At 70.2% G+C, this 23,370-nt stretch carries 21 protein-coding genes; 11 read left to right on the top strand and 10 right to left on the bottom strand.

Annotated elements, in window-relative coordinates:
* The first annotated feature begins 190 nt into the window (after positions 1-190).
* On the top strand, positions 191-817 hold the full coding sequence (locus ACFQ6X_RS05165) for a PadR family transcriptional regulator (protein WP_329213148.1): 627 nt from the start codon (positions 191-193) through the stop codon (positions 815-817).
* Positions 818-898: 81 nt separating this feature from the next.
* On the opposite strand, the gene ACFQ6X_RS05160 is transcribed toward ACFQ6X_RS05165, so the two are convergent.
* The gene (locus ACFQ6X_RS05160) at positions 899-1,102 is read right to left on the bottom strand and encodes a hypothetical protein (RefSeq protein ID WP_329213150.1); all 204 of its coding nucleotides are present in this window, start codon (positions 1,100-1,102) and stop codon (positions 899-901) included.
* Positions 1,103-1,349: 247 nt separating this feature from the next.
* Here ACFQ6X_RS05160 and ACFQ6X_RS05155 point away from each other — a divergent pair, with 247 nt between their 5' ends.
* From ACFQ6X_RS05155 to ACFQ6X_RS05145, 3 genes are all read left to right on the top strand, one after another.
* Complete coding sequence (locus ACFQ6X_RS05155; RefSeq protein WP_383176106.1) at positions 1,350-1,880, top strand: Clp protease N-terminal domain-containing protein; 531 nt, start codon at positions 1,350-1,352, stop codon at positions 1,878-1,880.
* Between the two features lie 67 nt (positions 1,881-1,947).
* On the top strand, positions 1,948-2,991 hold the full coding sequence (locus tag ACFQ6X_RS05150) for a DMT family transporter (protein ID WP_383176103.1): 1,044 nt from the start codon (positions 1,948-1,950) through the stop codon (positions 2,989-2,991).
* A 158-nt stretch (positions 2,992-3,149) separates the two neighbouring features.
* Complete coding sequence (locus tag ACFQ6X_RS05145; RefSeq protein ID WP_383176100.1) at positions 3,150-4,112, top strand: DMT family transporter; 963 nt, start codon at positions 3,150-3,152, stop codon at positions 4,110-4,112.
* Positions 4,113-4,173: 61 nt separating this feature from the next.
* On the opposite strand, the gene ACFQ6X_RS05140 is transcribed toward ACFQ6X_RS05145, so the two are convergent.
* Positions 4,174-4,869 carry a pyridoxamine 5'-phosphate oxidase family protein gene (locus ACFQ6X_RS05140; protein WP_383176097.1) on the bottom strand — a complete coding sequence of 232 codons (696 nt, stop codon included), beginning with the start codon at positions 4,867-4,869 and terminating at the stop codon, positions 4,174-4,176.
* Between the two features lie 35 nt (positions 4,870-4,904).
* Between ACFQ6X_RS05140 and ACFQ6X_RS05135 the strand changes: the two genes are divergently transcribed.
* Positions 4,905-6,236 carry an aminotransferase class I/II-fold pyridoxal phosphate-dependent enzyme gene (locus ACFQ6X_RS05135; RefSeq protein WP_383176094.1) on the top strand — a complete coding sequence of 444 codons (1,332 nt, stop codon included), beginning with the start codon at positions 4,905-4,907 and terminating at the stop codon, positions 6,234-6,236.
* On the opposite strand, the gene ACFQ6X_RS05130 is transcribed toward ACFQ6X_RS05135, so the two are convergent.
* Positions 6,223-7,224, bottom strand: coding sequence for a DMT family transporter (locus tag ACFQ6X_RS05130; RefSeq protein WP_383176091.1), 1,002 nt, complete (start codon positions 7,222-7,224; stop codon positions 6,223-6,225). The genes ACFQ6X_RS05135 and ACFQ6X_RS05130 overlap by 14 nt on opposite strands.
* A 74-nt stretch (positions 7,225-7,298) precedes the next feature.
* Between ACFQ6X_RS05130 and ACFQ6X_RS05125 the strand changes: the two genes are divergently transcribed.
* Positions 7,299-8,198, top strand: coding sequence for a LysR family transcriptional regulator (locus ACFQ6X_RS05125; protein WP_383176088.1), 900 nt, complete (start codon positions 7,299-7,301; stop codon positions 8,196-8,198).
* 33 nt (positions 8,199-8,231) lie between these two features.
* On the opposite strand, the gene ACFQ6X_RS05120 is transcribed toward ACFQ6X_RS05125, so the two are convergent.
* The 6 genes from ACFQ6X_RS05120 to ACFQ6X_RS05095 form a co-directional block, all read right to left on the bottom strand.
* Positions 8,232-8,702 (bottom strand): pyridoxamine 5'-phosphate oxidase family protein, encoded by a 471-nt coding sequence (locus tag ACFQ6X_RS05120; RefSeq protein WP_383176085.1) that lies wholly within the window; start codon positions 8,700-8,702, stop codon positions 8,232-8,234.
* Between the two features lie 155 nt (positions 8,703-8,857).
* Positions 8,858-9,313 (bottom strand): Rieske (2Fe-2S) protein, encoded by a 456-nt coding sequence (locus tag ACFQ6X_RS05115; RefSeq protein WP_383176082.1) that lies wholly within the window; start codon positions 9,311-9,313, stop codon positions 8,858-8,860.
* Positions 9,314-9,411: 98 nt separating this feature from the next.
* Positions 9,412-10,506 carry a hypothetical protein gene (locus tag ACFQ6X_RS05110; protein WP_383176079.1) on the bottom strand — a complete coding sequence of 365 codons (1,095 nt, stop codon included), beginning with the start codon at positions 10,504-10,506 and terminating at the stop codon, positions 9,412-9,414.
* 192 nt (positions 10,507-10,698) lie between these two features.
* The gene (locus ACFQ6X_RS05105; RefSeq protein ID WP_383176076.1) at positions 10,699-12,033 is read right to left on the bottom strand and encodes an ABC transporter substrate-binding protein; all 1,335 of its coding nucleotides are present in this window, start codon (positions 12,031-12,033) and stop codon (positions 10,699-10,701) included.
* A gap of 62 nt (positions 12,034-12,095) precedes the next feature.
* Positions 12,096-13,058, bottom strand: a complete 963-nt coding sequence (locus ACFQ6X_RS05100; RefSeq protein WP_383176073.1) for a carbohydrate ABC transporter permease — start codon at positions 13,056-13,058, stop codon at positions 12,096-12,098.
* Between the two features lie 3 nt (positions 13,059-13,061).
* Positions 13,062-13,988: a carbohydrate ABC transporter permease gene (locus ACFQ6X_RS05095; protein WP_383176070.1), complete on the bottom strand. Its 927-nt coding sequence runs from the start codon at positions 13,986-13,988 to the stop codon at positions 13,062-13,064.
* Between the two features lie 271 nt (positions 13,989-14,259).
* Here ACFQ6X_RS05095 and ACFQ6X_RS05090 point away from each other — a divergent pair, with 271 nt between their 5' ends.
* The 5 genes from ACFQ6X_RS05090 to ACFQ6X_RS05070 all read left to right on the top strand — a co-directional run bounded on the left by ACFQ6X_RS05090 (position 14,260) and on the right by ACFQ6X_RS05070 (position 21,387).
* Positions 14,260-15,249 carry a LacI family DNA-binding transcriptional regulator gene (locus ACFQ6X_RS05090; RefSeq protein WP_383176181.1) on the top strand — a complete coding sequence of 330 codons (990 nt, stop codon included), beginning with the start codon at positions 14,260-14,262 and terminating at the stop codon, positions 15,247-15,249.
* Positions 15,250-15,470: 221 nt separating this feature from the next.
* Complete coding sequence (locus tag ACFQ6X_RS05085) at positions 15,471-16,298, top strand: PP2C family protein-serine/threonine phosphatase (protein ID WP_383176067.1); 828 nt, start codon at positions 15,471-15,473, stop codon at positions 16,296-16,298.
* Positions 16,299-16,384: 86 nt separating this feature from the next.
* Positions 16,385-17,356 (top strand): MASE1 domain-containing protein, encoded by a 972-nt coding sequence (locus ACFQ6X_RS05080; RefSeq protein ID WP_383176064.1) that lies wholly within the window; start codon positions 16,385-16,387, stop codon positions 17,354-17,356.
* 406 nt (positions 17,357-17,762) lie between these two features.
* The gene (locus ACFQ6X_RS05075; RefSeq protein ID WP_383176061.1) at positions 17,763-19,211 is read left to right on the top strand and encodes an RICIN domain-containing protein; all 1,449 of its coding nucleotides are present in this window, start codon (positions 17,763-17,765) and stop codon (positions 19,209-19,211) included.
* Between the two features lie 145 nt (positions 19,212-19,356).
* Positions 19,357-21,387: a glycoside hydrolase gene (locus tag ACFQ6X_RS05070; RefSeq protein ID WP_383176058.1), complete on the top strand. Its 2,031-nt coding sequence runs from the start codon at positions 19,357-19,359 to the stop codon at positions 21,385-21,387.
* Positions 21,388-21,458: 71 nt separating this feature from the next.
* On the opposite strand, the gene ACFQ6X_RS05065 is transcribed toward ACFQ6X_RS05070, so the two are convergent.
* Positions 21,459-23,210 (bottom strand): beta-galactosidase family protein, encoded by a 1,752-nt coding sequence (locus ACFQ6X_RS05065; RefSeq protein WP_383176055.1) that lies wholly within the window; start codon positions 23,208-23,210, stop codon positions 21,459-21,461.
* Positions 23,211-23,370: the final 160 nt, after the last annotated feature.

Genomic DNA, 23,370 nt, shown 5'->3' with positions numbered 1-23,370 from the left:
GCCGACGAGACCCCCCGCACCTCCGGTGCATGCCCCCGGACGGCCCGGACTTCACTGGCTCGCTCACGGCCACCTCCCCGACGCCCTCGCTGTCGGCGTCCGGCGAGACATCGCTCGTGGGTTGTCAAGCGATCGGTTCCGATATATCGTTTAAATATCGCGACAGATCAACGATGGAAGGAGCGTAGCGATGCGTTCACATGGACACGAGCATGAGCACGGACATGGGCACTGCGGGCCCGGTCATCAAGGTCGGGGCGACTACGAGGGGAGGCGGGCAGCCTTCGGGTCGTTCGGCCCGCCCTTCGGTGGCGGTCCCTTCGGCGGCGGCCCGTTCGGCGGTGGCGGACGCGGCCGGGGCGGCGGCAGGGGAAGGGCGCGGCGCGGTGATGTGCGTGCGTCGATCCTGGCGCTGCTCAAGGACCGTTCGATGCACGGTTACGAGATGATCCAGGAGATCGGCGAGCGCAGCGGAGGGGCCTGGCGGCCCAGCCCCGGCTCCGTCTACCCCACCCTTCAACTGCTGGAGGACGAGGGCCTGATCGTCAGCGCGAGCGAGGGCGGCAAGAAGCTGTTCACGCTCACCGAGGCAGGCCGCACCGAGGCCGAGACCGGTCCCGAGGCGCCGTGGGAGGAAGTCGGGCGCGGCGTCGACTGGGAGGGTGTGAACGAGATCCGCCAGGCCGGGTTCGGCCTGATGGAGGCGTTCGGGCAGGTCTGGAAGACCGGCTCCGCCGATCAGCGCCAGAAGGCGCTCACGGTGATCAACGATGCCCGTAAGAAGCTCTACCTGATCCTTGCCGACGACGACCACTGACCCGTGGGGTGTGCGACCGTACGCCGCAAGGTCCCTGTTCCGCGGGGACCTTGCGGCGTCCGTCGTGTGCGGGAGCCCGCGTCACGGCCGGGTGATGAGTTCCGCCGGCCCCGTCCGCCAGATCGCCGCCGCGTCGAACCGGTCCGAAGCACGGGGGTGCGGGCCGTCGTCGTGGCAGTGGAACGCCGCCCAGAAGAGGTCGGCGGGCAGTGCGTCGGCAGGTGCGTGGACGCGGTAGACGTACTGCCGTCCGTCGACGGCCGGCAGAGCGACCAGCCAGGACACGAAAGGACCCCTCCTCCCACCGGCGTCGTCAGATCGGTGTGGCCTGAGGGACGTATCCAGCGCGTCGCCGGTTGCGCCGGGAGCGCGGCGCAAGGCGGCGCGCGCTCTTTCGGCGGATCGGTGTCCCGTGGCAGCGGGATCTCATCCGCAAGGATGAGGAACTCCTCCGGTGCCCGCCCTCGGTGGGATGTGCAGATGGGCCGTACCGGGGATGCCACCGCGTTCCGGGACTGATGGGGTGGGTTGTGTGCACAACCGGACACCATGGATACCCGAACAGCCCGCACCGCACCACGCCGGATTCACCGCTGAACTGGCGTCGGTGGTGACAGGTGCGCGCAGGCGGGCCCTGCGTGACGGCGACCGCCACATAGACACAGCTCATCTGCTGCATTCGCTCATCGAATCCGACCCCGAGGTCCGTGGGGTTTTCGACGGTGGACCGCAGCTGGCCAGGGTCCTGGGCTATCTCGTGCAGCGCAGCATCGGCTACGGGCTCCGCTGGCAGGGGACGCTGGAGCACTCGGGTGCTCCGGCGGCGGTGGACCAGGCGGGGGCCGACGGGTGGTCACCCTCTGCCGTCGCGGCGATGGACCGGGCGGAGCGGGGCGCGGTTCTGCGCGGGGAGTCCTGCGCCGGTGGACTCGACATTCTCGCCGCACTGGTCGGGGACCCGGAGTGCCGTGCCGTCGAGGTGCTGGAGCGGGCAGGCGTGGAGGTCGCGTGGCTTGCCGGGCGTACGGCGGACCGGCTGGCCGAGGATTCCCGGCAGGGGTGATCATGGACACTCCTCCGACAGGCGTGACGAGGGTGACGCTGCTGACGCGGGCTGCCATGATGTGCCGATGCACGCGTCTCAGGGGAGAAGCGCCGGTCTGGGCCTGGCCCTGGCCTCGGCGCTCGCATTCGGTGGTTCAGGGGTGGCGGCCAAGCCGCTGATCGAAGCGGGGCTCGACCCGTTGCACGTGGTGTGGCTGCGGGTGGCTGGCGCCGCGCTCATCATGCTGCCCGTCGCCTGGCGGCACCGGAACCTGGTGCGTGAACGACCGGCCCTGCTGGCCGGTTTCGGGCTCTTCGCCGTCGCGGGCGTACAGGCCTTCTACTTCGCCGCGATCTCCCGGATCCCTGTCGGTGTCGCTCTCCTCGTCGAGTATCTGGCGCCCGCGCTGGTTCTCGGCTGGGTGCGATTCGTGCAGCGCAGGCCCGTCACCCGGGCCGCCGCGGCCGGGGTGGTCCTGGCGGTCGGCGGACTCGCCTGTGTCGTCGAGGTGTGGGCCGGGCTGAGCTTCGACGCCGTGGGCCTGCTGCTCGCGCTCGGAGCGGCGTGCTGCCAGGTGGGCTACTTCGTCCTGTCCGATCAGGGCAGCCCGGACCCGGGAAGCAAGGGCGCCGGCGAAGCCGGTCCGCCGCATCCGTTCGGCGTGATCGCGTACGGACTGCTGGTCGGGGCAGCGGTGCTCACCGTCGTTGCCAGGCCCTGGGGGATGAACTGGGCGGCCCTGGGCGGGAGCGCCGAGATGAACGGGAACGCCGTTCCCGCGTGGCTGCTGCTGGGCTGGATCGTGCTGCTCGCGACCGTGCTCGCCTATGTCACCGGTGTGGTGTCGGTGCGGCTGCTCTCACCGCAGGTCGCCGGTGTTGTCGCCTGCCTGGAGGCGGTCATCGCGACCGTGCTGGCCTGGGTGCTCCTCGGCGAGCACCTCTCCGCGCCCCAGCTCGTCGGCGGCGGTGTGGTGCTGATCGGGGCCTTCATCGCGCAGTCCACGGCGCCCAGGCCGCCGTCCGGGCCGGTGGCATCCGGCGCCGGAGCGCAGGGCTCGGACGGGGCGGGCAGCGGCGACCCCGCTGTCGCGGAGGGTGAGTTGTCCGGGCACCGGACCTCGCCGTAGGGTGGCGATCATGCACCTGACCGTACTTCCGCCGCCTGTCGCCTAGCGCGCGCGGCCACTCCTGACGAAGACCGGGCTCGGGCAGTTCCCGAGCGGTTCGTCGCTGCCCGCGTGCGGAGCCGAGCGACCACCACTCCCTCTTCCTCCGGAGAAGTCACGTGTCCCACCCTGTTTCCGGCCTGCCCGTCGGGCGGAGCCTCCTCTATCTCGTTGTCGCCGGTATCGCCTGGGGTACCGCGGGCGCGGCCGCGTCCCTGCTCTTCCGGGTCAGCGATCTCGGCCCGCTCGCCCTGTCGTTCTGGCGGTGCGCAGGCGGTCTCGTACTCCTGGCGGGTGTGCTGGTGCTGCGGCCCCGTCGCCCGCGCGCCCCGCGTGAGTCCCGCCGTCACCGGGTGCTGCGCATCCTGGGGACCGGCGTCGGCCTCACCGTGTTCCAGAGCGCCTACTTCGCGGCGGTCGAAGCGACCGGTCTCGCGGTCGGAACCGTCGTCACTCTGGGGGCGGGTCCTGTCCTCATCGCCGTCGGCGCACGGCTGTTGATGGGGGAGCGGCTGGGCCGGGGCGGATTCGTCGCCGTCGCCGGTGCGCTGGCCGGGCTCGCCGTGCTCGTGCTCGGCGGTGAGGCTGCCGAAGTGCGGCCCGCCGGGGTGCTGCTGGCCCTGCTCTCCGCCGCCGGCTATGCGGCGATCACGCTGCTGACCCGGTGGCTGGGACGCCAGGGCGCGTCCGGCGACTCACTGTCCACCAGTGCGTGGGCGTTCGGCATCGGCGCGGTCGGCCTGCTGCCTGCGGCGCTGGCCGAGGGGCTCGTGCCGCACACCGCTGCCACCGGGCAGGTGCTGTGGCTGATGGTCTACGTGGCAGCTGTGCCGACCGCGCTCGCCTATGCGCTCTACTTCGCGGGCGCCGCCGTGGTCCGGTCGGCGACCGTGTCCGTGATCATGCTCCTGGAGCCGGTGAGCGCGGCCTTCATCGCGGTGACCGTCCTGCGGGAGCAGCTCACCGCAGCCACGGTCATCGGCACGCTGCTTCTCCTCGGTGCGGTGGCCGGCCTGGCACTCGACGAGGCGCGCGGCGCGGCTGCCGCAGTCCGCAGGCGCCGGGAGGCCCTGCCCACCTGATCCCGTGGGTGACCGCGTGCCGGGCCCGTCCCCCGTGACGGGCCCGGCACGCGGAGGTGTGTCAGAGAGCGTTCAGGTAGTCCGGCACGGGCACGGCGGGGTCGAGGTCGTCGGACGGAACCGGTGCGGCGTAGCCGTGGGCCAGCGGCACCACACCCGCCCAGTAGGGCAGCGCGAGGTCCGCCTCGTCGTCGTTCGGCCCTCCGGTGCGGACCTTGGCGGAGACCTCGTCGAGGTCCAGCCGGATGACCGCCGTGGCGGCGAGCTCCTTGGCGTCGGCCGGCCGGGAGTCCAGCGACCTGCCGGGAACGACCTGATCGACGATGGCGTCGAGTGCCACGCGCCGTTCCTCGGGGTCGGTCACGGTGCGGGCGACGCCGTGCACCACCACGGAGCGGTAGTTCATCGAGTGGTGGAACGCGGACCGTGCCAGCACCAGGCCGTCGACGAGCGTGACCGTCAGACAGACCGCGAGGCCCGGATCCGACGCGCCCGCCGTGCGCAGCGGCCGGGATCCGGTCGAGCCGTGCACGTACAGCCGCTCGCCGACCCTGCCGAAGAGGGTCGGGAGCACGACCGGTGCTCCGTCGCGGACGAATCCGAGATGGCAGAGGTAGGCCTCGTCGAGTATCGAGTGGACGACCTCCCGGTCGTACGAAGCGCGTTCCCTGGACCGGCTCGGGACCGTGCGCTCGGTCGGCTCGTACGGGGCTGCGACGTCCTGGCCGGTGCTGTCGGGCGTTGCGGTGTCCGGCATTGCGCTCTCCATTGCACTAGTGCATAATCATGTTTGTGCTAGGAGAGTATCGGATCAGTGGGCGGCGCGCATCGGACATTGCCGCGAGCGTGGAGCGCGGTGTGGGTTCGGGTGACCTCGCCCCCGGCCATGTGCTGCCGCCCATGCGGGAGTTGGCGTCGGCATTGGGGGTCAATCCGAATACGGTGGCCGCCGCCTACCGGACGCTCCGTGAGCGCGGAGTGATCGAGACCGCGGGGCGCAGGGGCAGCAGAGTGCGGCAACGCCCTGCGAGCACCTCCCGCGGCTCGCTCCGGATCGACGCGCCTCCGGGTGTACGGGACCTGGGGTCCGGCAATCCGGATCCGGCCCTGCTGCCCGACCTCGGCGAGGCGCTGGCGGTGGCCGCGCGGGCGAACGCGCTGAAACCCGGGCTGTACGGGGATGCTCTCGTGATCCCCGAACTCGAGGCGTTCGTCCGGGCGGAACTGGAGGCCGACGGCGTTCCCGCGGGCCCGGTGGCGGTCACCTCGGGATCCCTCGACGCGATCGAACGTGTGCTGTCCGCCCATCTCAAGCCCGGTGACGCGGTCGCCGTCGAGGACCCCGGGTGGGGCAGCCTGCTGGATCTCGTCCCGGCCCTCGGGCTGCGTGTCGCGCCCATCGCCGTGGACGACGAGGGTCCGCTGCCCGGCGATGTGGAGCGTGCGCTGAGAGCGGGGGTCAAGGCGCTGATCGTGACAGGCCGGGCGCAGAACCCGACGGGGGCTGCCGTGGGGGCCGGTCGCGCGAAGGAGCTGCGGTCCGTTCTCGCGCAGTACCCGGGGGCACTCCTGATCGAGGACGACCACGGTCACGCCATCGTCGACCTGCCGCTGCACCCGCTGGTGGGAGCCACGGACCGCTGGGCCTTCGTGCGGTCGGTCGCGAAGGCGTACGGACCGGATCTGCGGGTCGCCGTGCTGACCGGGGACGCGCTGACCGTCGACCGTGTGACCGGCAGGCAGAGCCTGGGGCCGGGATGGGTCAGCACCCTGCTCCAGCGTGCGGTGGTGCACCTGTGGACGGCCGGCGCCGTTGACGTCGTCGCGGTTGCCAGGGCCTACGGAGAGCGCCGGGACGCGCTCGTCCTGGCACTGGAGGAGCGCGGGGTGCCGGCGCACGGACGGAGCGGGATGAACGTCTGGGTCCCCGTCGGTGACGAGACCGGCGCCGTGGCCAGACTGCTGCACGCGGGCTGGGCGGTGGCGCCGGGGGCGCGCTTCCGGAACGTGGCGCCGCAGGGGGTGCGACTGACCGTGTCACCGCTGACCGGGGCGGACATCGCACCCCTGGCGGACGCAGTGGCGGCCGCGGTTCAGCCGGCCGCGCCCATCAGCTACGGCTGAACGGGCGGCGCCCCGGGAGTCGTTCGGGCCTGGTGGACGGACGGGGCCTGCTCTGGGTGAGTGCGGCGCCCGCGAGGACCACCAGGGCGCCGACCGGGGTGTTCCAGTTCAGCTGTTCGCCGAGCACGGCCACGCCGGCGGCGGTGGCGATGACCGGGATGAAGTAGGTGACCATCTGGGCCGTCGTCGGGCCGACTTCCTGGACGAGACCGTACTGGATGAGCAGCGCGAGCCCTGTTCCGAGCGCTCCCAGAGCGATGACGGAGAGCGTCGGGAGCAGCGGGAACCGCTCGGGGAGCGAGGTGAACACCGGTGTGACGACGGCCAGTTGCAGAGTCCCGAGGAAGAGCTGGCTGCCGGTCATCGCCAGCGCCGAGGAGCCGGTGCCCGCCAGCGTGCGGCGGACGTAGATCCAGCCGATCGGATAGCTGAGCGAGGCGAGCAGCGCCATTGCCGTACCTCCGAAGTCCAGACCGGAGAAGCCTTGCCAGGCGCCCAGGACGGTCAGCACGCCGATGAAGCCGAGGCCGAGTCCGGCGACGCGGCGGCGGGTCGGCCTGTCCTCGGAGAGCGCGACGAGCGAGAGAGCCATGCCCCACAGGGGCGAGGTGGCGTTGCAGATCCCGGCGAGCGTGGACGGGATGGTCAGCTCGGCGTAGGCGAAGAGCGAGAAGGGCAGCGCGTTGAGGAGGAATGCGGCAACGAAGAGATGGCCCCAGGTCCGGCCGGAGCGCGGCAGCCGTTCGCGGCGCACCGCGATGGCGACGGCGAGCACCGCCGTACCGAACAGCAGTCGGCCGAAGGTGACCTGGAAGGGGGCGTACCCGTGGGTGCCGACCTTGATGAGCAGGAAGCTGAAGCCCCAGATGAGGGAGAGCGCCACGAACCGGATGCGCCAGTCCACGGCCCGACGCCGGCCGGGGGAGGGGGTGCTGGGCCGGGGGATGCTGGAGGACGGCACCGTGGCCGTCGCGGAAGGAGCGCTCATGAGGTCAACGATGACAACAGGAACCGCTAAGGACAAGTGAGATTTAGTGGCTCCGTTCGCGTAGCATTGCTTACATGTTGAATCTGGAGCGTCTGCGCACCCTGGATGCCCTCGCCCGGCACGGCTCGGTGAGCGGCGCTGCCGAGGGTCTTCACGTCACCACGTCGGCCGTTTCCCAGCAGATGGCCAAGCTGGAACGCGAGGTGGGCCAGCAGCTCCTCGCCAAGAACGGCCGGGGCGTCCGGCTGACCGATGCAGGTCAGCTGCTCGCCGACCATGCCGCACGGATCCTGTCGCAGGTGGAGCTGGCCCAGTCCGACATCGAGGCGCAGCGCGGCGAGGTGGTGGGTGAGGTGAGGCTGGCCGCCTTTCCGACCGCCGCACGAGGGCTGTTCCCTGCCGCACTCACCGCACTGCGCCGGGACCATCCCGAACTCAAGGTGCGCACAGTGGAGCTGGAACCGGAGCGGGCCATTCGCGCCGTCCTCCGGGGCGACATGGACCTGGCCGTGGTGCTCGACTGGAGCAACAAGCGCCTGCCGGTGCCGGGTGGTCTGGCCAAGGCCGAACTCCTGGAAGACGTACCGGACATCGCCATGCCGGCCGGGCATCCGCTCGCGGACCGGACGGAGGTGGACCTCGAGGACTTCGCCGACGACGAGTGGGTGTCCTGGCCGGAGGGCGAATTCTGTCACGACTGGCTGATGTTCACCCTGAGGTCCGTGGGCGTCGAGCCCCGCATCTCGCACCTGGCAGGCGAGCACCACACCCAACTCGCGCTGATCGCGGCCGGATTCGGTGTCTGTGTGACACCCCGGCTCGGCCGCGGACCGGTGCCGGAGGGGGTGTGCATGGTGCCCGTGCGGCAGAAGATGCGACGCCACATCCACGCGGTGTGGCGGACGGACGCGGACCGGCGTCCGTCGATCCGGGCAGCCGTCGCGGCCCTGCGTGACGCCGGCCGGGCACTCTGAGCCGGTACCGCTCCTCGTGGGGCGGGCCGGGTCTCAGGAGAGGCCGGCCAGCTTGCGGAAGTCCCAGGAGGTGACGGCCTCGGGTGTGAGCCGCAGCCAGGCGTGCCGTCCGTCGTGCGGAAGCGTGTCCAATCCGAAGTACTTCGAGGCGAAGAGCCGCTCCGGCAGCTCGAGTTCGGCACACGCCTCGCCGGTGCGGGGTGCCTCGCCGACGACCTCCGCCTCGCCGGACAGCTCCACGCCGCGCAGGTCTCCGTACTCCACCCCGTCGTCCACCACCACCGCGATCTTCGGGTTCTGGCGCAGCTGTGCCCAGCGCCGGCTCCGGGTGAGCGAGTACAGCCAGAGCGACGTGCCGTCCCACACGAACCACAGGGCCCCGACGTGGGGCATCCCCTCGGCGGACACGGTGGCCACCCGGCAGGTGCGCTGCTCGCCGAGGTAGGTGTCCCGTTCCGTTCCGGTCATCATGATCCGACGGCCGCGGCGCTGGGTGACGGTCATAGGGGGTGCCCTTCCTGCTGTCCGACCGGGTGCCCGGAATCATCGGGGCTCCTCCTCCGGAAGTCCACCCGGGTGGTGCGGGCCGAGGCCATCGCGGGGGTGCCTTTCCGGCTGCCCCCGCGATGATCCGCGCATGCGCGCCCCGCGGTCGGCGGCTACACCAGCGTGATCGAGTCGCCCTCGACCTTGATCTCCTTGGCAGGCAGCGGCTGCGTCGCCGGACCGTTCGTGACGTCGCCGGTCGCCGCGTCGAAAGTGCTGCCGTGACAGGGGCAGTTGATGGTTCCGTTCGAGATGTCCTTCACCGCGCAGCCCTGGTGGGTGCACTTCGAGGAGAAGGCCTTGAACTCACCGGCCGTGGGCTGCGTCACCACGACGCCCCGGTCGGCGAACACCATTCCTCCGCCCTCAGGAATGTCGGCGGTACTCGCGAGGACCGTGCCGCCCCCGTTCGCGCCGTCCCCCTCCCCGGCGGGCTGAACCGTGTCCGAACCGCTCGAGTCCTTCGAGCCGCCGCACGCGGTGAGTGCGGCGGCCACCCCGGCTGCGCCCACCGCCGCGACGACGGTTCGGCGCCCGAAGTGGACCTGGCGCTCCTGCGATGCGCTCATGCCGGCTTTCCCTTCATCGGAATACATGACGTCGTCAGTTGTACGGACCGATGGGCTCCGGTGTTCAGATGCCGGGGAAGTTCCCGGGCCGCCCGGGCTCACAGCCGTGAGGCGACCCCGCACCCCGCTTCGCCGCTCCCACGGAGGCGCGCGTCCAACGACGTGCTGCGGTCGTACGGGTCGACCTCGGGGCCGTCTCCCGAGCCCTTCACCGCGCGTTCGGCGCTGAACTCGGGGACGAAGTAGCCGGTGAAGGTGTCGCAACCGCCGTTGGTGGTGTCCGACTTGTAGGAGACGAGGGAGAACGTCCCGGGTTTGATCTTCACCTTCGACGGGTCGTCCCAGCTCACGACGACCTCGCGGCGCACGACGGTGCGGGTGACTTCGGCGCTTCCCGCGGCAGCACGAACGACCGGATAGACGTACGTGACGTCGGTGGACACCTCGACGGCGCCGCGCTCACCCTGCCGGTACACGATCCGTCCCCGGGTCCTGACCACGTCCCCGACAAGCCGCGTCTTCGTATCCGCGAAACGGCTGAACAGCTTCAGAGGATCGTTCTCCCGGCTCGGGGCGCGGAACGCGGTCGCCAGGTAGTCGGTGACATCCTGCTGGTACGGATTGATCAACGCGATCGCCTTCGCCGGCCGCTCGCCGCGCAGCACACCAGGATCCAGGCTGGACTCCGCAAGGAAGTCCCGGGTCCGGTCGAGCGCCTGCGCGACCTGCTCCTTGCTCATCCAGCCGGTCGCCCGTGCGGCAGGCAGGACGAGTGATGCCGTCCCGTCGCCCCACCGCTCCGCCGGTGATCCTCTGAACGGCTCCTCCAACGTGGGTGGCAGGGCTGCCTCCATCGCCGGTGGCTGGTCCGGACGTTCCGACTCGGCGGCGAGCGGCGTACTCCCGCCGCCTCCGACTCCGAACCACCCGGCAACCCGGCCCGGAATCATCACCACGACCAGCAGCACGACCACGACCAGCAGACCGACCGCGTACCAGCCCTTTCCCCCGCGCGGCCGCGCCGGTTGGTGAGTTCGCCAGCCCTCCGGCCGGCCGGGCTCGTCCCGCAGCCGCTGCGCCACCATCCGGGCACGCGCCGACGGTTCCTCGGGCGCGCCCGGCGTCCCGGCCTCGGCCTCCCGCAGAAAGCGCTCCCACTCCTCGTCCGGTATGGATGCCCCACCCTTGCCCACGCTGTGCTCCCGCCCCTTCTCACCTGCCCGGTCTCTCCCCTGAGCCGGTCGACATCGGTGCATCATCACACAGCTCATCGGCACTCCCAGGAACCCAAGTCCCCGCTCAGCCAGGCCTGGAGCCCTGCCGCGTAGCAGGCGAGGGCGGCTGTGCGGAAGACGTCCCGCACAGCCGCCGCCTCGTTCCCCGGACTACTTGTTGACGTTGAATCCCTGGTCGGTCCCGTACTTGATGCTGGACCGCTCCCAGGCCTCCAGCCCCTGCGACAGGGGGGTCGAGGAGACGTACGACTTGCCCACGGTGTCGTTGAAGACGGAGTTCGCGTACACCTGGTAGGGCAGGTACGACCAGTCGCTGCCCACGTTGCGGGCCGAGTCGGCGAAGACCTTGTTGGCCTGCTGGCCGCCGAAGTAGGGGAACGCGGTGTTCAGGAAGGTCTTCGATTCCAGGTCCGCCCGGGTGGCGGGGAAGGCGCCTTCGCTGACGCGGGCCGTGGCGCCGGCGCCCGTGGTCGCGTACTCGGTGAAGGCGTAGGCCAGTTCCTTGTTCTTGGCTGCCTTCGGCACGGCGAGGGAGCTGCCGCCGTTCTCCGCGCTGTCCGTCCTGCCCTTCGTCCACTGGGGGAGCGGGGCCACGCGCCAGTCACCGGACGCGGAGGCGACGCCCGAGGTGAAGTTGGCGGGCATCCAGGCACCGATGGACAGGGTGGCGATGCTGCCGTCGGCCAGACCCTTGTACCACTCGTCGCTCCAGGAGCTGATCGGCGCGACCAGGTCCTCGTCCAGCAGCTTCTGCCAGGTGCTGGTGTACGTCTTGGTGCCCGCGTCCTTGAAGTCGACCGTGACGTCGGCGCCCTCGGTCTTGTACGGACGGCCACCCGCCTGCCAGATCAGGCTGGTGGTGGCGCCCGCGTCGCCGGTGTCGTTGGTGATGAACATCTTGGGGTCGGCCTTGTGCAGGGTGCGCGCTGCCTCGACGTACTCGTCCCACGTGGTGGGGACCTCGATGTGGTGCTTGTCGAAGACCTTCTTGTTGTAGAACAGCGCCATCGGGCCGGAGTCCATGGGCAGGGCGTAGACGGCCTTGTCGTACTTCACGGCGTTCCAGGGGCCGGTGGTGAACTTCTTGTCGTGTCCGGCGGCGCCGTAGCCGGCGAGATCCTCCACGGACTTGCCGATCGCGAACTGGCCGAGGGCGTAGTACTCGATCTGCGCCACGTCGGGGGCGCCGGAGCCGGCGGCGATGGCGTTCTGCAGAGCGGTGTACTGCTTGTCGCCGGTGCCCGCGTTGACGAGTTCGACGTCGACCTTCGGGTACTTCTTCTCGAAGTCGGCAACCACCTTCTTGAGCGTGGGTTCCCATGCCCACACCGTTATCCTTCCCCCCTTCGCCAGCGCGGACTCGACGTCCTTCGCGCCGCCGCCGTCCTCGGCCGGATCAGAGGAGCCGCAGGCGGTCGCGGCGAGGGTGATGGCGCAGACCGCGGCGACTGCGGCGAGAAGCCGGCGAGTGCTGTGTGTCCTCATGCGTGGTGCTCCTGGTTCGGTGCTCGGGGAAGGGGGAGGGGAGGGCGCGCGTGGGGGCGGAGTCACTCCTTGACGCTGCCTGCGGCCAGGCCGGACTGCCAGTACCGCTGGAGCAGGAGGAAGATCACGACGATCGGCACGATCGTCAGCAGGGAGCCGGTGATGATGAGGTCGAAGACGGCCTCGCCGCCTGCCGTCTGGGCCTGGGCGTTCCAGGCGTTGAGGCCGAGGGTGAGCGGGTACCAGTCCGGGTCCTTGATCATGATCAGTGGCAGGAAGTAGTTGTTCCAGGTAGCGACCATGGAGAAGAGCAGCACGGTGACCGTTCCCGGCATCAGCAGCGGCAGGGCGATACGGAAGAAGGTGCGCAGTTCGCCGGAGCCGTCGACGCGGGCCGCTTCGAGGAGTTCCGTGGGTACCGCCTCGGCGGCGAACACCCACATCAGGTAGAGCCCGAACGGGGAGATCAGGGACGGGATGATGACGGCCCACGGGGTGTTTGTCAGGCCCATGCTGCTGAACATCAGGAACGTGGGTACCGCGAGGGCCGTGCCCGGCACGGCCACGGCGCCGATGACGACCGCGAACACGGCTCGGCGGCCCGGGAATCGGTACTTGGCCAGGGCGTATCCGCCCAGGACGGCGAGGATCGTGGCGCCGCCCGCTCCCGCGGCGACGTACAGAAGGGTGTTGAGCAGCCAGCGGACGAAGACACCGTCGTCGTAGGCCAGCGTCCGGGAGATGTTGTCCCAGAGGGTGAAGTCCTCGCCGAACCACAGGCCCGAGGATTCGAGCAGGCCCTTCTGGTCCTTGGTCGAGTTGATGACCAGCCAGGCCAGCGGAAGCAGTGTGTAGAGCAGGACCAGTCCGGTCAGGAGGGTCAGCGGGATGCTGGGGCGGGGGTTGAGCGGGGTGTGGGGGCGGCGGCGGGGCCGCAGGGCCGGCCGGCCTGACCCCCGGGAGGTGCGCGCGGGCCCGGCGGGATCCGCGGCGTTCGTGTCGACTCCGGCAAGGTTCGTGGTCATGGCTCAGCCCTTCCGCATTCCGCGCAGCTGGACGCTGTAGGCGATGATCGCGGTGATGACACCCATCACGATCGCCACCGTGGCCGCGTAGTTGTGCTGCTGGCCGGAGAAGGACAGCGAGTAGGTGTAGAGGTTGGGGGTGAAGTCGCTCGTGATCGCGTTCGGGGCGAGCTTCTGCAGGATGCTCGGCTCGTTGAAGAGCTGGAAGCTGCCGATGACCGAGAAGATCGTCGCGATGACCAGGGCGCCCCGGATCGCCGGCAGCTTGACCGCGGTGATGACCCGCCACTCGCCGGCGCCGTCGATCGCGGCGGCTTCGTAGAGGGAGCGCGGAACGACCTTGAGCGCCGAGTAGAAGATCAGCATGTTGTACCCGACGAATTCCCAGGTCACGATGTTGCCGATGGAGGCGAGCACCAGTGCGGGGGAGAGCGGGTCGGGAAGGGTGACACCGAAGGCGTCGTTGATGTTGCCGACCAGGCCGAACCGGGTGCCGTAGATGAAGCCCCACATCAGGCTCGCGACGACCGCGGGTACGGCGTAGGGCAGGAAGACCGATATACGGAAGAAGGCCTTGCCGTACAGACGCCCGCTGTCGATGGCCAGCGCGACCAGCAGCGCGATGCCCAGCATGATGGGCACCTGCACGGCCAGGAACAGACCGACCCTGGCCAATCCCTCCCAGAACTGAGGGTCCGTCAGCGCCTGCTGGTAGTTGTCCATGCCGACGAAGGAGTTCCCGCCGATGAGCCGGTCGCGGAAGAGGCTGAGGTACAGCGCGTATCCGATCGGCGCAAGGAAGACGAGGCCGAAGACCGCGACGAACGGACCGGCGAACCCCCACCCGACGAGAGCCTGCCTGCGGAGGCGGAAGCGCGCTCGCAGGCGTGGTGGTGGTAGTGCCTTCGCCGGAGTCGGCAGGAGCGTCATGGCTGGTTCCTTGTGTCGGTGACCGACCGGTCCGTTGTGAGGAGGGACGAGGGCCTTCGGGCCGGAAGCGGCCGGATCAGGCTGTGCCCGATGAGAAATGTTTACGTAATCATCGGTAGCGTGATGGTGACACTCCCGGTGGGGGTCGTCAAGCATGGGGTGGGAGTCGATGGAAGGAAGACCGGTGACGGAGAAAGACGCGGCCGCTCGCGCGGAGACGGCGGACAAGGGCGGCCGGCGCGCCACGAAAGGCAGGCAGCCCCGGGTGTCGATGGCTGACGTAGCCCGGGTCGCCGGCGTCTCGTCGCAGACGGTCTCCCGGGTGTCCAACGGGGACCCGGCCGTCATCGACCGGACCCGGCAGAAGGTGCTGGACGCCATGAAGGAGCTCGGCTACCGGCCCAACAGCGCCGCCCGCGCCCTCAAGCGCGGCGACTTCCGGACCATCGGCGTCATCACCATGAGCCTGTCCAGCACCGGCAACGTGCGGACCCTGGAAGCCATCGCGAAGTTCGCCTCGCACGCGGGGTACGCGGTCACGCTGATCCCGATCGACGCCCCGACCCAGGACAACGTCAGAGGAGCCTTCACGCGGCTCGACGAACTCGCGGTCGACGCGGTCGTCCTGATCATGGAAGTACACCTGCTCGACACGGCGTTGCTGACCCTGCCGCCGCATGTGACGGTCGTCGTCGTGGACTCGGACGCCGGTGACCGCTTCCATGTGGTGGACACCGACCAGCACCAGGGCGCCCGTACGGCGGTGCGCCACCTCCTCGAACTCGGGCACCGTACGGTCTGGCACCTGGCAGGCCCCCAGGAGTCGTTCGCGGCGGGCCGCCGCGCGGTCGCCTGGGAGGCGGCACTGCGCGAGGAGGGCCGGGAGGTGCCACCCCTGCTGCGGGGCGACTGGGCCCCCGCATCCGGCTACGAGGCGGGCCTGCGGCTGGCCGACGAGCCCGACTGCACCGCGGTGTTCGTGGCGAACGACCAGATGGCACTCGGCGTGCTGAGGGCACTCCATGAGCGCGGAAAGCGCGTGCCCGAGGACATGAGCGTCGTGGGCTTCGACGACATCACCGAGAGCGCCTCCTTCATCCCGCCACTGACCACGGTCCACCAGGACTTCGCCCGGGTGGGGGAGTTGTGCGTCGACGCCATCCTGGCGGAGCTGGGCGGCAAGGCCGTCGAGGGCGGCACGACGCTGGTGCCGACCCGGCTGGTCGTGCGCGCGAGCACGGCTCCGTATACGGAGGCCTGATTTCTTCGGATCACCGGCGTTGCCCCATGGCCCTCTCGGACGTCTTCCGGGGTGGACGAGCTGATGCCCGGGCCGGCCTCACCCGGCATGCGGATGGCGCTGCCGCATGCCGGCGCGTGTGGATCACACCCGGCGCGGCCGGGCGGGTGCCGGTCGTCCGCGCCAGGTGGCGGCGACCGGGCTAGGGTTTGATCAGGGGGAAAGGAATCCTCAGGAATGTCATGTACCGACACCGCAAAGCGCCGGACAGTACCCAGGAACTCCTCCTCACCCTTGGGCGCCTTGTCGATCAGGCATTGGAGAACGTCAGGCTCCAGCGGGCCCGGGCTGAGCTCGGCATGGCACTGCAGCGGCACATGCTCCCTTCCGAACTGCCCGATTTTCCGGGCGCCCGACTGGCGGCCCGGTACGCGCCCTCGCAGGACGGTCTGGCTGTCGGCGGTGACTTCTACGACGCCTTCCCGATGAGGGACGGGGTGGCGGGGATCGTCATCGGCGATGTGCAGGGCCACGGAGTGGAGGCCGCCGCCTTCATGGGGGAGGCCCGGGCCAGTCTGCGGGCCCTCGCCAGTGTCACGGCCGACCCCGGGAAGGTGCTGACCAGCGCCAACGACTTGCTGATCTCACTCGGCTGCGACCTCTTCACCACCTGTTGCCTGCTGAGTTTCGTACCGCAGAGCGGCGATCTCCGTATCGCCCGGGCCGGCCATGTCCCGATGGTGTGGGGCACCGACGCAGGCGATTCGGGTGTGTCCCTGGACGCCGGCGGGGTCCCTCTGGGGATTCTGCCCGGCCAGAGCTACCCCGTGGTTCACCGACGTCTGACGCAGCCCGGCTACCTCGTCCTGCTCACCGACGGCGTGGTGGAAGGACCGGCCTACCCGATCGAGGAGGGCCTGGCGGAGGTGGCGGGGCTGGTGGCCGCCGGACGCGGTGTCGCGCCCGACGTCCTGGCCTCGCGGGTGATCCGGGTCGCGGACCGTACCGGACACGATGACGATGCCGCCGTGCTCGTCGTCCGCTACGAGGGTCCGCCGGGCACCCGGTAGTACGGACGTACCGCGGCCGTCCGCGCGGCCGTGGTGTCGGCGCGTCCGTCCGGCCCTGACCGCACGGTGTGGTGTCTGATGCTGATGTGGCGGACTTCTCACAACTCAGGCGGCACAAGGCCACTGCTCTGACGATCCTCGCGGTCGCCGCCCTCTACTACGCGACCGCCCGCCTGGGACTGCTTCAGCAACTGGTGCGCGGCCAGGTCACGCCCCTGTGGCCGCCGACCGGTATCGCGGTCGCCGCCCTGCTCCTGTTCGGCGCCCGGGTCTGGCCCGGTATCGCCGTCGGCGCCCTCGCGGTCAACATCTCCATCGGCCCCACGGTCCCGTCGGTACTGGCGATCGTCGTCGGCAACACCCTCGCCCCGGTCTGCTCCTACCTGCTGCTGAACCGCGCCGGTTTCCACAACGGCCTCGAACGTCTGCAGGACGCACTGGCCCTGGTCTTCCTCGGCGCCCTGGCTCCCATGCTGATCAGCGCGACCATCGGCAGCAGCACCCTTCTGCTGTCAGGGGTGCTCCCGGCCAGCGGCTTCTGGCCGACCTGGTCCGTGTGGTGGACCGGCGATGCCATGGGCGTGCTCGTCGTCACCCCCTTCCTTCTCGTGGTCCGATGGGCCCGGTGGCCACCCGCTGTCAGCCCCATGATCTGGGTCGAGGCAGCGGCACTGGCGGCGTGCACCCTGACCGTGACGCTCCTGGCGACCAACGCCGGCAGCTCGTCGCTGCTCTTCCTCGTGTTCCCCTTCCTGATCTGGGCCTCGTTCCGCTTCGAACGTGCCGGAGCCGCACCGTGCGCCCTGGGGGTCTCCACGCTCGCGATCCTCGCCTCCGGGCGGATGACCGGCCCCTTCGCCCACCAGGACCTCCTCACGAACATGGTCACCCTCCAGGCGTTCAACGGCACGGTCTCCCTCACCGCCCTGCTCCTCACTGCGGTCGTCACCGAACGCAACCGCACCCACGAAGAGATCGAGCGCCTGTGCGCGCAGCTCTCCGACGCGGTCGCGCACCAGGACGACGGGTCCCGCCGCGGCACTCCCCCCGACGCCTGAGACCGCGGCGTGCGCCCTCACCGGACCCGGTGGGGCCGGAGGTGGTGCCGGACCGTCGGGGCTGTCCCGCCCCCGTCCGGGCAACCCCTCACCGACAGTGGCATGGGTCCACGTGCGCGTGTTGACGCAAACACCGTTGACGGGCCAACCGGCAGGAGTTCCTGTCCAGGTCCTTGACAGGCTCCGGGGCTGCTTCCAAACTCTCTCCACAGCACAGGTGTTTACGCAAACATCTCGGGGGTGACGTCTCGGCCCGACACGGCGGTGCCCCTTCCTGCTCGTCCCCGGCCGCTGCCCTCGGATCCCCTCCGGCGCAGACCGACGTACGACCGCGCTCCCCCCACCGATCGGCCTCCTTCGCGCCCGAAGCGCGATCCCCTGCCCGACCGACAGCAAGAGGTACGTGATGACGCGACACAGGAATCCAGGTACGGCAAGGGTCTTTGCCGTCCTGTCCGCCCTCCTCATGGCACTGCTCGGCGTTGCCGGCACCGCCCAGGCCGCCCCGGTGACCATCGCCAACGCGACGCAGTTCAGCGATCCGAACGGTGACCCCGTGCACGCCCACGGCGGCGGGGTCGTCAAGGTGGGCCAGTACTACTACTGGTTCGGCGAGAACCGGAACGCCGACAACAGCTTCCGGTACGTCTCCGCCTACCGTTCCACCGACCTGAAGACGTGGGAGTTCCGCCACCACGTCCTCACCCAGGCCACCGACCCGGAGCTCGAGTCCGCCAACATCGAGCGGCCCAAAGTCATGTACAACAGCGACACCGGCCAGTTCGTGATGTGGATGCACAAGGAGAGCTCCACCGACTACGGCGAGGCACGGGCCGCGGTCGCCGTCTCCTCCACGGTGGACGGTGACTACACGTGGCGCGGCAGTTTCCGCCCGCTCGGCCACATGTCCCGCGACATCACGACCTTCGTCGACACCGACGGCGCCGGCTACATGATCTCGGCAGCCAACGAGAACGCAGACCTGCACGTGTACAGGCTGACCTCGGACTACACCGCTGTGGAGTCCCAGGTGCAGAAGCTCTGGGCGGGACAGTCGCGAGAGGCGCCCGCGGTGTTCAAGCGGAACGGTGTCTACTTCCTGCTGACCTCGGGGGCCACGGGATGGTCCCCGAACCAGCAGAAGTACGGCACCGCCACGAGCATGACGGGCGCCTGGAGCGGTCTGAAGGACATAGGGGACTCCACCGCCTACCGCAGCCAGACCGCCTACGTACTGCCGGTCCAGGGCACCGAGGGCACGAGCTACCTCTACATGGGCGACCGCTGGGGCAACTCCATGGGCGGCACGGTGAACGACTCCCGGTACGTCTGGCTGCCGCTGACGTTCCCCACCGGCACGACCATGACCATGGACTACTCCCCGAACATCACCGTGGACACCACCACCGGGACCGTCGCAGGCATGAACGCGACCTGGGAGACGCTGACGGCACGTCACAGCGGCAGGTGCGCCGATGTGGCCGACTTCGCGATGAGCGATGCGGCGCCGTTGGTCCAGTGGGGCTGCGGCGCGGGCGTCAACCAGCACTTCTGGATCAAGGATCTCGGTACGGGGCATGTCCAGATCATGGCCAGGCACAGCGGCAAGTGCCTTGACGTGAGCGGCGCTTCGACTGCGGACGGTGCGTTCGCCGTCCAGAACCCGTGCAACGGCCGGACGTCCCAGCAATGGCAGGTCCAGACGACGGACAGCGCGGGTTACGTCCGGTTGGTCGCCCGCCACAGCGGCAAGTGCCTGGACGTGGTGAACCAGTCGACGTCCGACGGCACCGCTCTTGCTCAGTGGGCCTGCAACACCGGCGACAACCAGAAGTGGCGCCGCACGGCAGCCTGACCGGCGCCGGGCCCTCCCTCGAGCCTTCCCCCGCGTCCCTCACCCGGTCGGCGCGGGGCGCGCCCCGGCATGCCCACGCACCGCAGCGCCATCGGGATCCGCCCGGCCACCGCACCCATCACCCCCACTCATCAGGGAGTAGCACGTGGTTCCCACCCGCAAGCAGTCAGTGCCCCGTCCCCGCCACCGCTCCGGCTTACGCGGTCCTGCCGCGGCACTCGCCGTCACCGGCGTCGCCGTCGCCGTCGCCGCGACCGGTCTCACCGCACCCCGGGCCACCGCGACCGAAACGCGGGCCGCGGCGCTGACGGTCCGTCTCGACCCCAGCTACCAGCAGCCGTCGTTCCAGGGGTGGGGGACAGCCCTCGCGTGGTTCGCCAACGTCACCGGCGGCTGGCCCGACGCCCAGCGCAACCGGTTGGCCGACGACCTCTACGGCCCGGGCGGGCTCGGGTTCACCATCGCCCGCTACAACATCGGCGGCGGCGACAGCCCCGACACCGCTCCCTACATGCGTGCCGGAGCGGCGGTCCCCGGCTACTGGAACCGGCCGGGACCGGAGTCGCCGGGCTGGTGGGACCCGGCCGACCCGGACCACTGGAACGCGAACGCGGACGCCAACCAGCGATGGTGGCTCACCGCGGCCAAGGCCCGCGGCGCGCAGACCTTCGAAGCGTTCTCGAACTCCGCGCCCTACTTCATGACCAACAGCGGGCTCGTCTCCGGCGCCGTGGACGGCTCGCAGGACAATCTCCGCGCCGATCAGTTCGACAGGTTCGCCGCCTATCTGTCCGGTGCCCTCCAGCGCGCGCAGGACTCCACCGGCGTGACGTTCGACTCCGTCTCACCGGTCAACGAGCCGAACACCGGCTACTGGCACGCCGGCGGTGGCCAGGAGGGATCGCACTGGGATCAGGCCTCGCAGGCCCGCATGATCTCCGCCCTCCGAGCCGACCTGGACGCGAAGGGCGTGACCACCTCTGTCGCCGCGATGGACGAGACGAATCCCGGGTTGTTCCGCTCCAACTGGGAGGCGTACGCACCCGGCGTCCGCGACGCCGTCGGCCGGCTCAACACGCACACGTACGGGACGAACGGCCGCACCGGTGTGCGCGACATAGCCAAGGGCGAGGCCACCCCCCTGTGGATGTCCGAGGTGGACGTCGGCGGCAGCGTCCCGCAGAGCTTCACCGACATGAGGCCCGCACTGGACCTGGCCGGTCGCATCAACGACGACATACGGGAGCTGGAACCCCGGGCATGGGTGCTGTGGCAGGCGGTCGAGGACTACGAGAACATGACCCCCGCCCACGAGAACTCCAACTGGGGCCTGATCCAGACGGACTTCACCCCGGCCGACGCGGCGACCGAACCGCTGCGCAAGAACAAGAAGTACTGGGCGATGGCCAACTACAGCCGCTTCGTCCGGCCGGGTGCCCGCGTCATCAACACCGACGACGCCCACACCCTGGCCGCACTGCGCCCGGGGGGACAGGGGGCCGTCGTCGTCCACACCAACACCACGGGGGCGGACCAGGACATCACGCTCGACCTGAGCGGATTCCGTAGCGTCGGCAGTGCCCCCGTCGAGCGCTACACCACCGACGCCACCAAGAACCTGCAGCGTGAGAGGGACGTGGCCACGGCGGGCAGGAGCCTGAAGGCCACCGTCGGCGCCGGATCCGTCACCACGTTCGTCCTGCCGGGAGTCGCCGGAGTGAACACCGCTGCCACCACGGCCCCCATCGGTGCACCCCGCCAACTGGTCGCCGACCACAGCGGTATGGCGCTCGCCGTCGGCTCGGTCAGCGGCACGGCCACACCCGTGCAGCGCACCGCCGACCCCGCCGATGCCGCGCAGCAGTGGACCTTCACCAAGTCGGCCCCGGCGGACTGGGGCAACACCGCGGCGTACCGTGTCACCAACATCGGGACGGGCAAGGCCCTTTCCGTGTCGGGGGGCGTGCTCCGCTTCGCGTCGCCCGGATCCTCGACCGAGCAGCAGTGGATCCGCTCCACCACCGGTGACGGCCGCGCCACGCTGATCAACAGGGCCACCGGCTTGCTCCTCGACGTCACCGGAGCCGCCACGAGCGACGGAGCCCCCGTCGGCGTCCACCGGCCCACGACGGGCAGCAACCAGTCGTGGACCTTCCGCGGCGCGTCGGGCGGATAGGGGTGGACCGCCGGACGGGCGGGCACCGGCTCGAGGCCGGTGCCCGCCCGTCCGGGTGCTGGAACCTGCTTCTACTCGTCGGTGGGGCCGAGATCGTGGGTCTCCCGGAAGTCGACGGTACGGGCGCGGTGGGCTGCGTGCAGTTCGAGCACGACGATCTCGTTGGTGCCCTCGTGAAGCACCGGCGCGGGTACGTACAAGGACCGCTGGGGCCCGCGGGACCAGTAGCGGCCCAGTGCGAAACCGTTGATCCACGCGTTGCCCTTGGTCCAGCCGTCGAGGTGCAGGAACGTGTCCGCCGTCCCGGCGAGTTCGAAGGTCCCGCGGTGGAAGGTCGGACCCGTCGGCGCTGTGGTGGTGGCGGTGAAGCCCAGCCCGTCGAGCGAGGTCAGCGGCAGCGGCCGGTTGGTCCAGCCGACGAGCTCCGTGTCGTCCAGCACGACCTTGCCGGGCAGCCCCTTGCGGTCGTGGATGCCCGGCCCGTAGTTGACGCGGCCCTGGTTCTCGACGAGCAGGCTGAGGACGCAGCCCGCACGCGGCACGGTGAAGGAGAGGGCGTGCTCGTGGTTCTCCCGCTCCAGGACCCCGACGCTCCGGCCGTCGAGGAAGACCTGGGCGCGGTCGCGGACCTGCTCGAGTTCGAGCAGGGCGGGTCCGGCGGCCGGCAGGACCGTCTCGTAGAGGACGAATCCGAAGTCCTGCCGGAGCTGCTCCATCGTCAGCGGATTCAGGGACTCGACGGCGTCACCGAGGCTCGGGGCCCGGTCGAGCAGGCCGGCGCTCTCGTTCAACGCCACTGCTGTCAGGGCGAGTTTGTCCGCGCGCGCGGGAACAGGCTCGGCGGGGACCGGCGCGTACTTGGCGATGACCTCGCGGAATGCGGTGAACTTCTCGGTGGGGTCACCGGCTTCGTCGAGGGGTGCGTCGTAGTCGTAGGAGGTGACGGTCGGCCGGTAGGTGTGCTTGTCGTTGGCGCCGTTGGTGAAGCCGAAGTTCGTACCGCCGTGGAACATGTAGAGGTTCACCGAGGCCCCTGCCGCCAGCGCCTCGTCCAGCTCCTGGGCTGCCTGGCCCGGGTCGCGGACCACGTGGTGGCCGCCCCAGCGGTCGAACCAGCCGATCCAGAACTCCGTGGACAGCAGCGGTCCGGTCGGCCGGTGTGCGCGCAGGGCCGCGAGGTTCTGGGTGGAGCGGCTGCCGAAGTTGGCTGTGGCGAGGACCCCCGGCAACCCGCCACGCTCCAGGTCCGCGGGCTGGTCGCAGGTGAACAGCGGCACGTCGACACCGCAGCGGCGGAGCGAGTCGGCGAGGTGCTCCAGGTAGGCGGAGTCGTCGCCGTACGCCCCGTACTCGTTCTCCACCTGCACGGCGAGTACCGGTCCGCCACGGGTGGCGAAGTAGGGCTGGAGAGGGGTGAGGAGCCGGGTGAAGTAGTCGTCGACCGCGGCGAGATAGCGGGGGTCGCGGGTGCGCAGGCGGATGTCGGGCTGCTCCAGGAGCCAGGAGGGCAGGCCGCCGCCCTCCCACTCGGCGCAGATGTAGGGCCCGGGGCGGAGCAGGACGTGGAGGCCCTCGGCGGCGGCGAGGCCGAGGAAGGCGGGCAGGTCGAGTCCGCCGTCCATGTGGAACCGGTCCGGACGCGGCTGGTGGAGGTTCCAGGGGACATACGTCTCGACGGTGTTGAGGCCCATGAGGCGGGCCTTGCGGAGTCGGTCTGCCCACTGCGCCGGATGGACCCGGAAGTAGTGCAGCCCACCGGACAGGACCCGGAAGGGTTCGCCGTCGAGTCGGAATCCGCCGTCGTCGATCTGAAGAACGGACATGTGCTGCTGCTCCTGTGCTCAAGGGGGTGCGCGAGCGATCCGGCGCGCGGCGGCCGGAATCCCTGCCCTGCACATGTTTGCGTAAACATGAGGGTGATGGCAAGCCTTGCGGGGAGGGATGGGCACCCCCGCCACGACAAGCGGATGTGCGGACGTGCGG

Origin of the sequence: Streptomyces sp. NPDC056452, from assembly GCF_042796085.1 — a bacterium.
Lineage (GTDB): Bacteria > Actinomycetota > Actinomycetes > Streptomycetales > Streptomycetaceae > Streptomyces.
The sequence above is the reverse complement of the archived record's forward strand: the minus strand, read 5'-3'. Positions and strand labels throughout refer to the sequence as shown.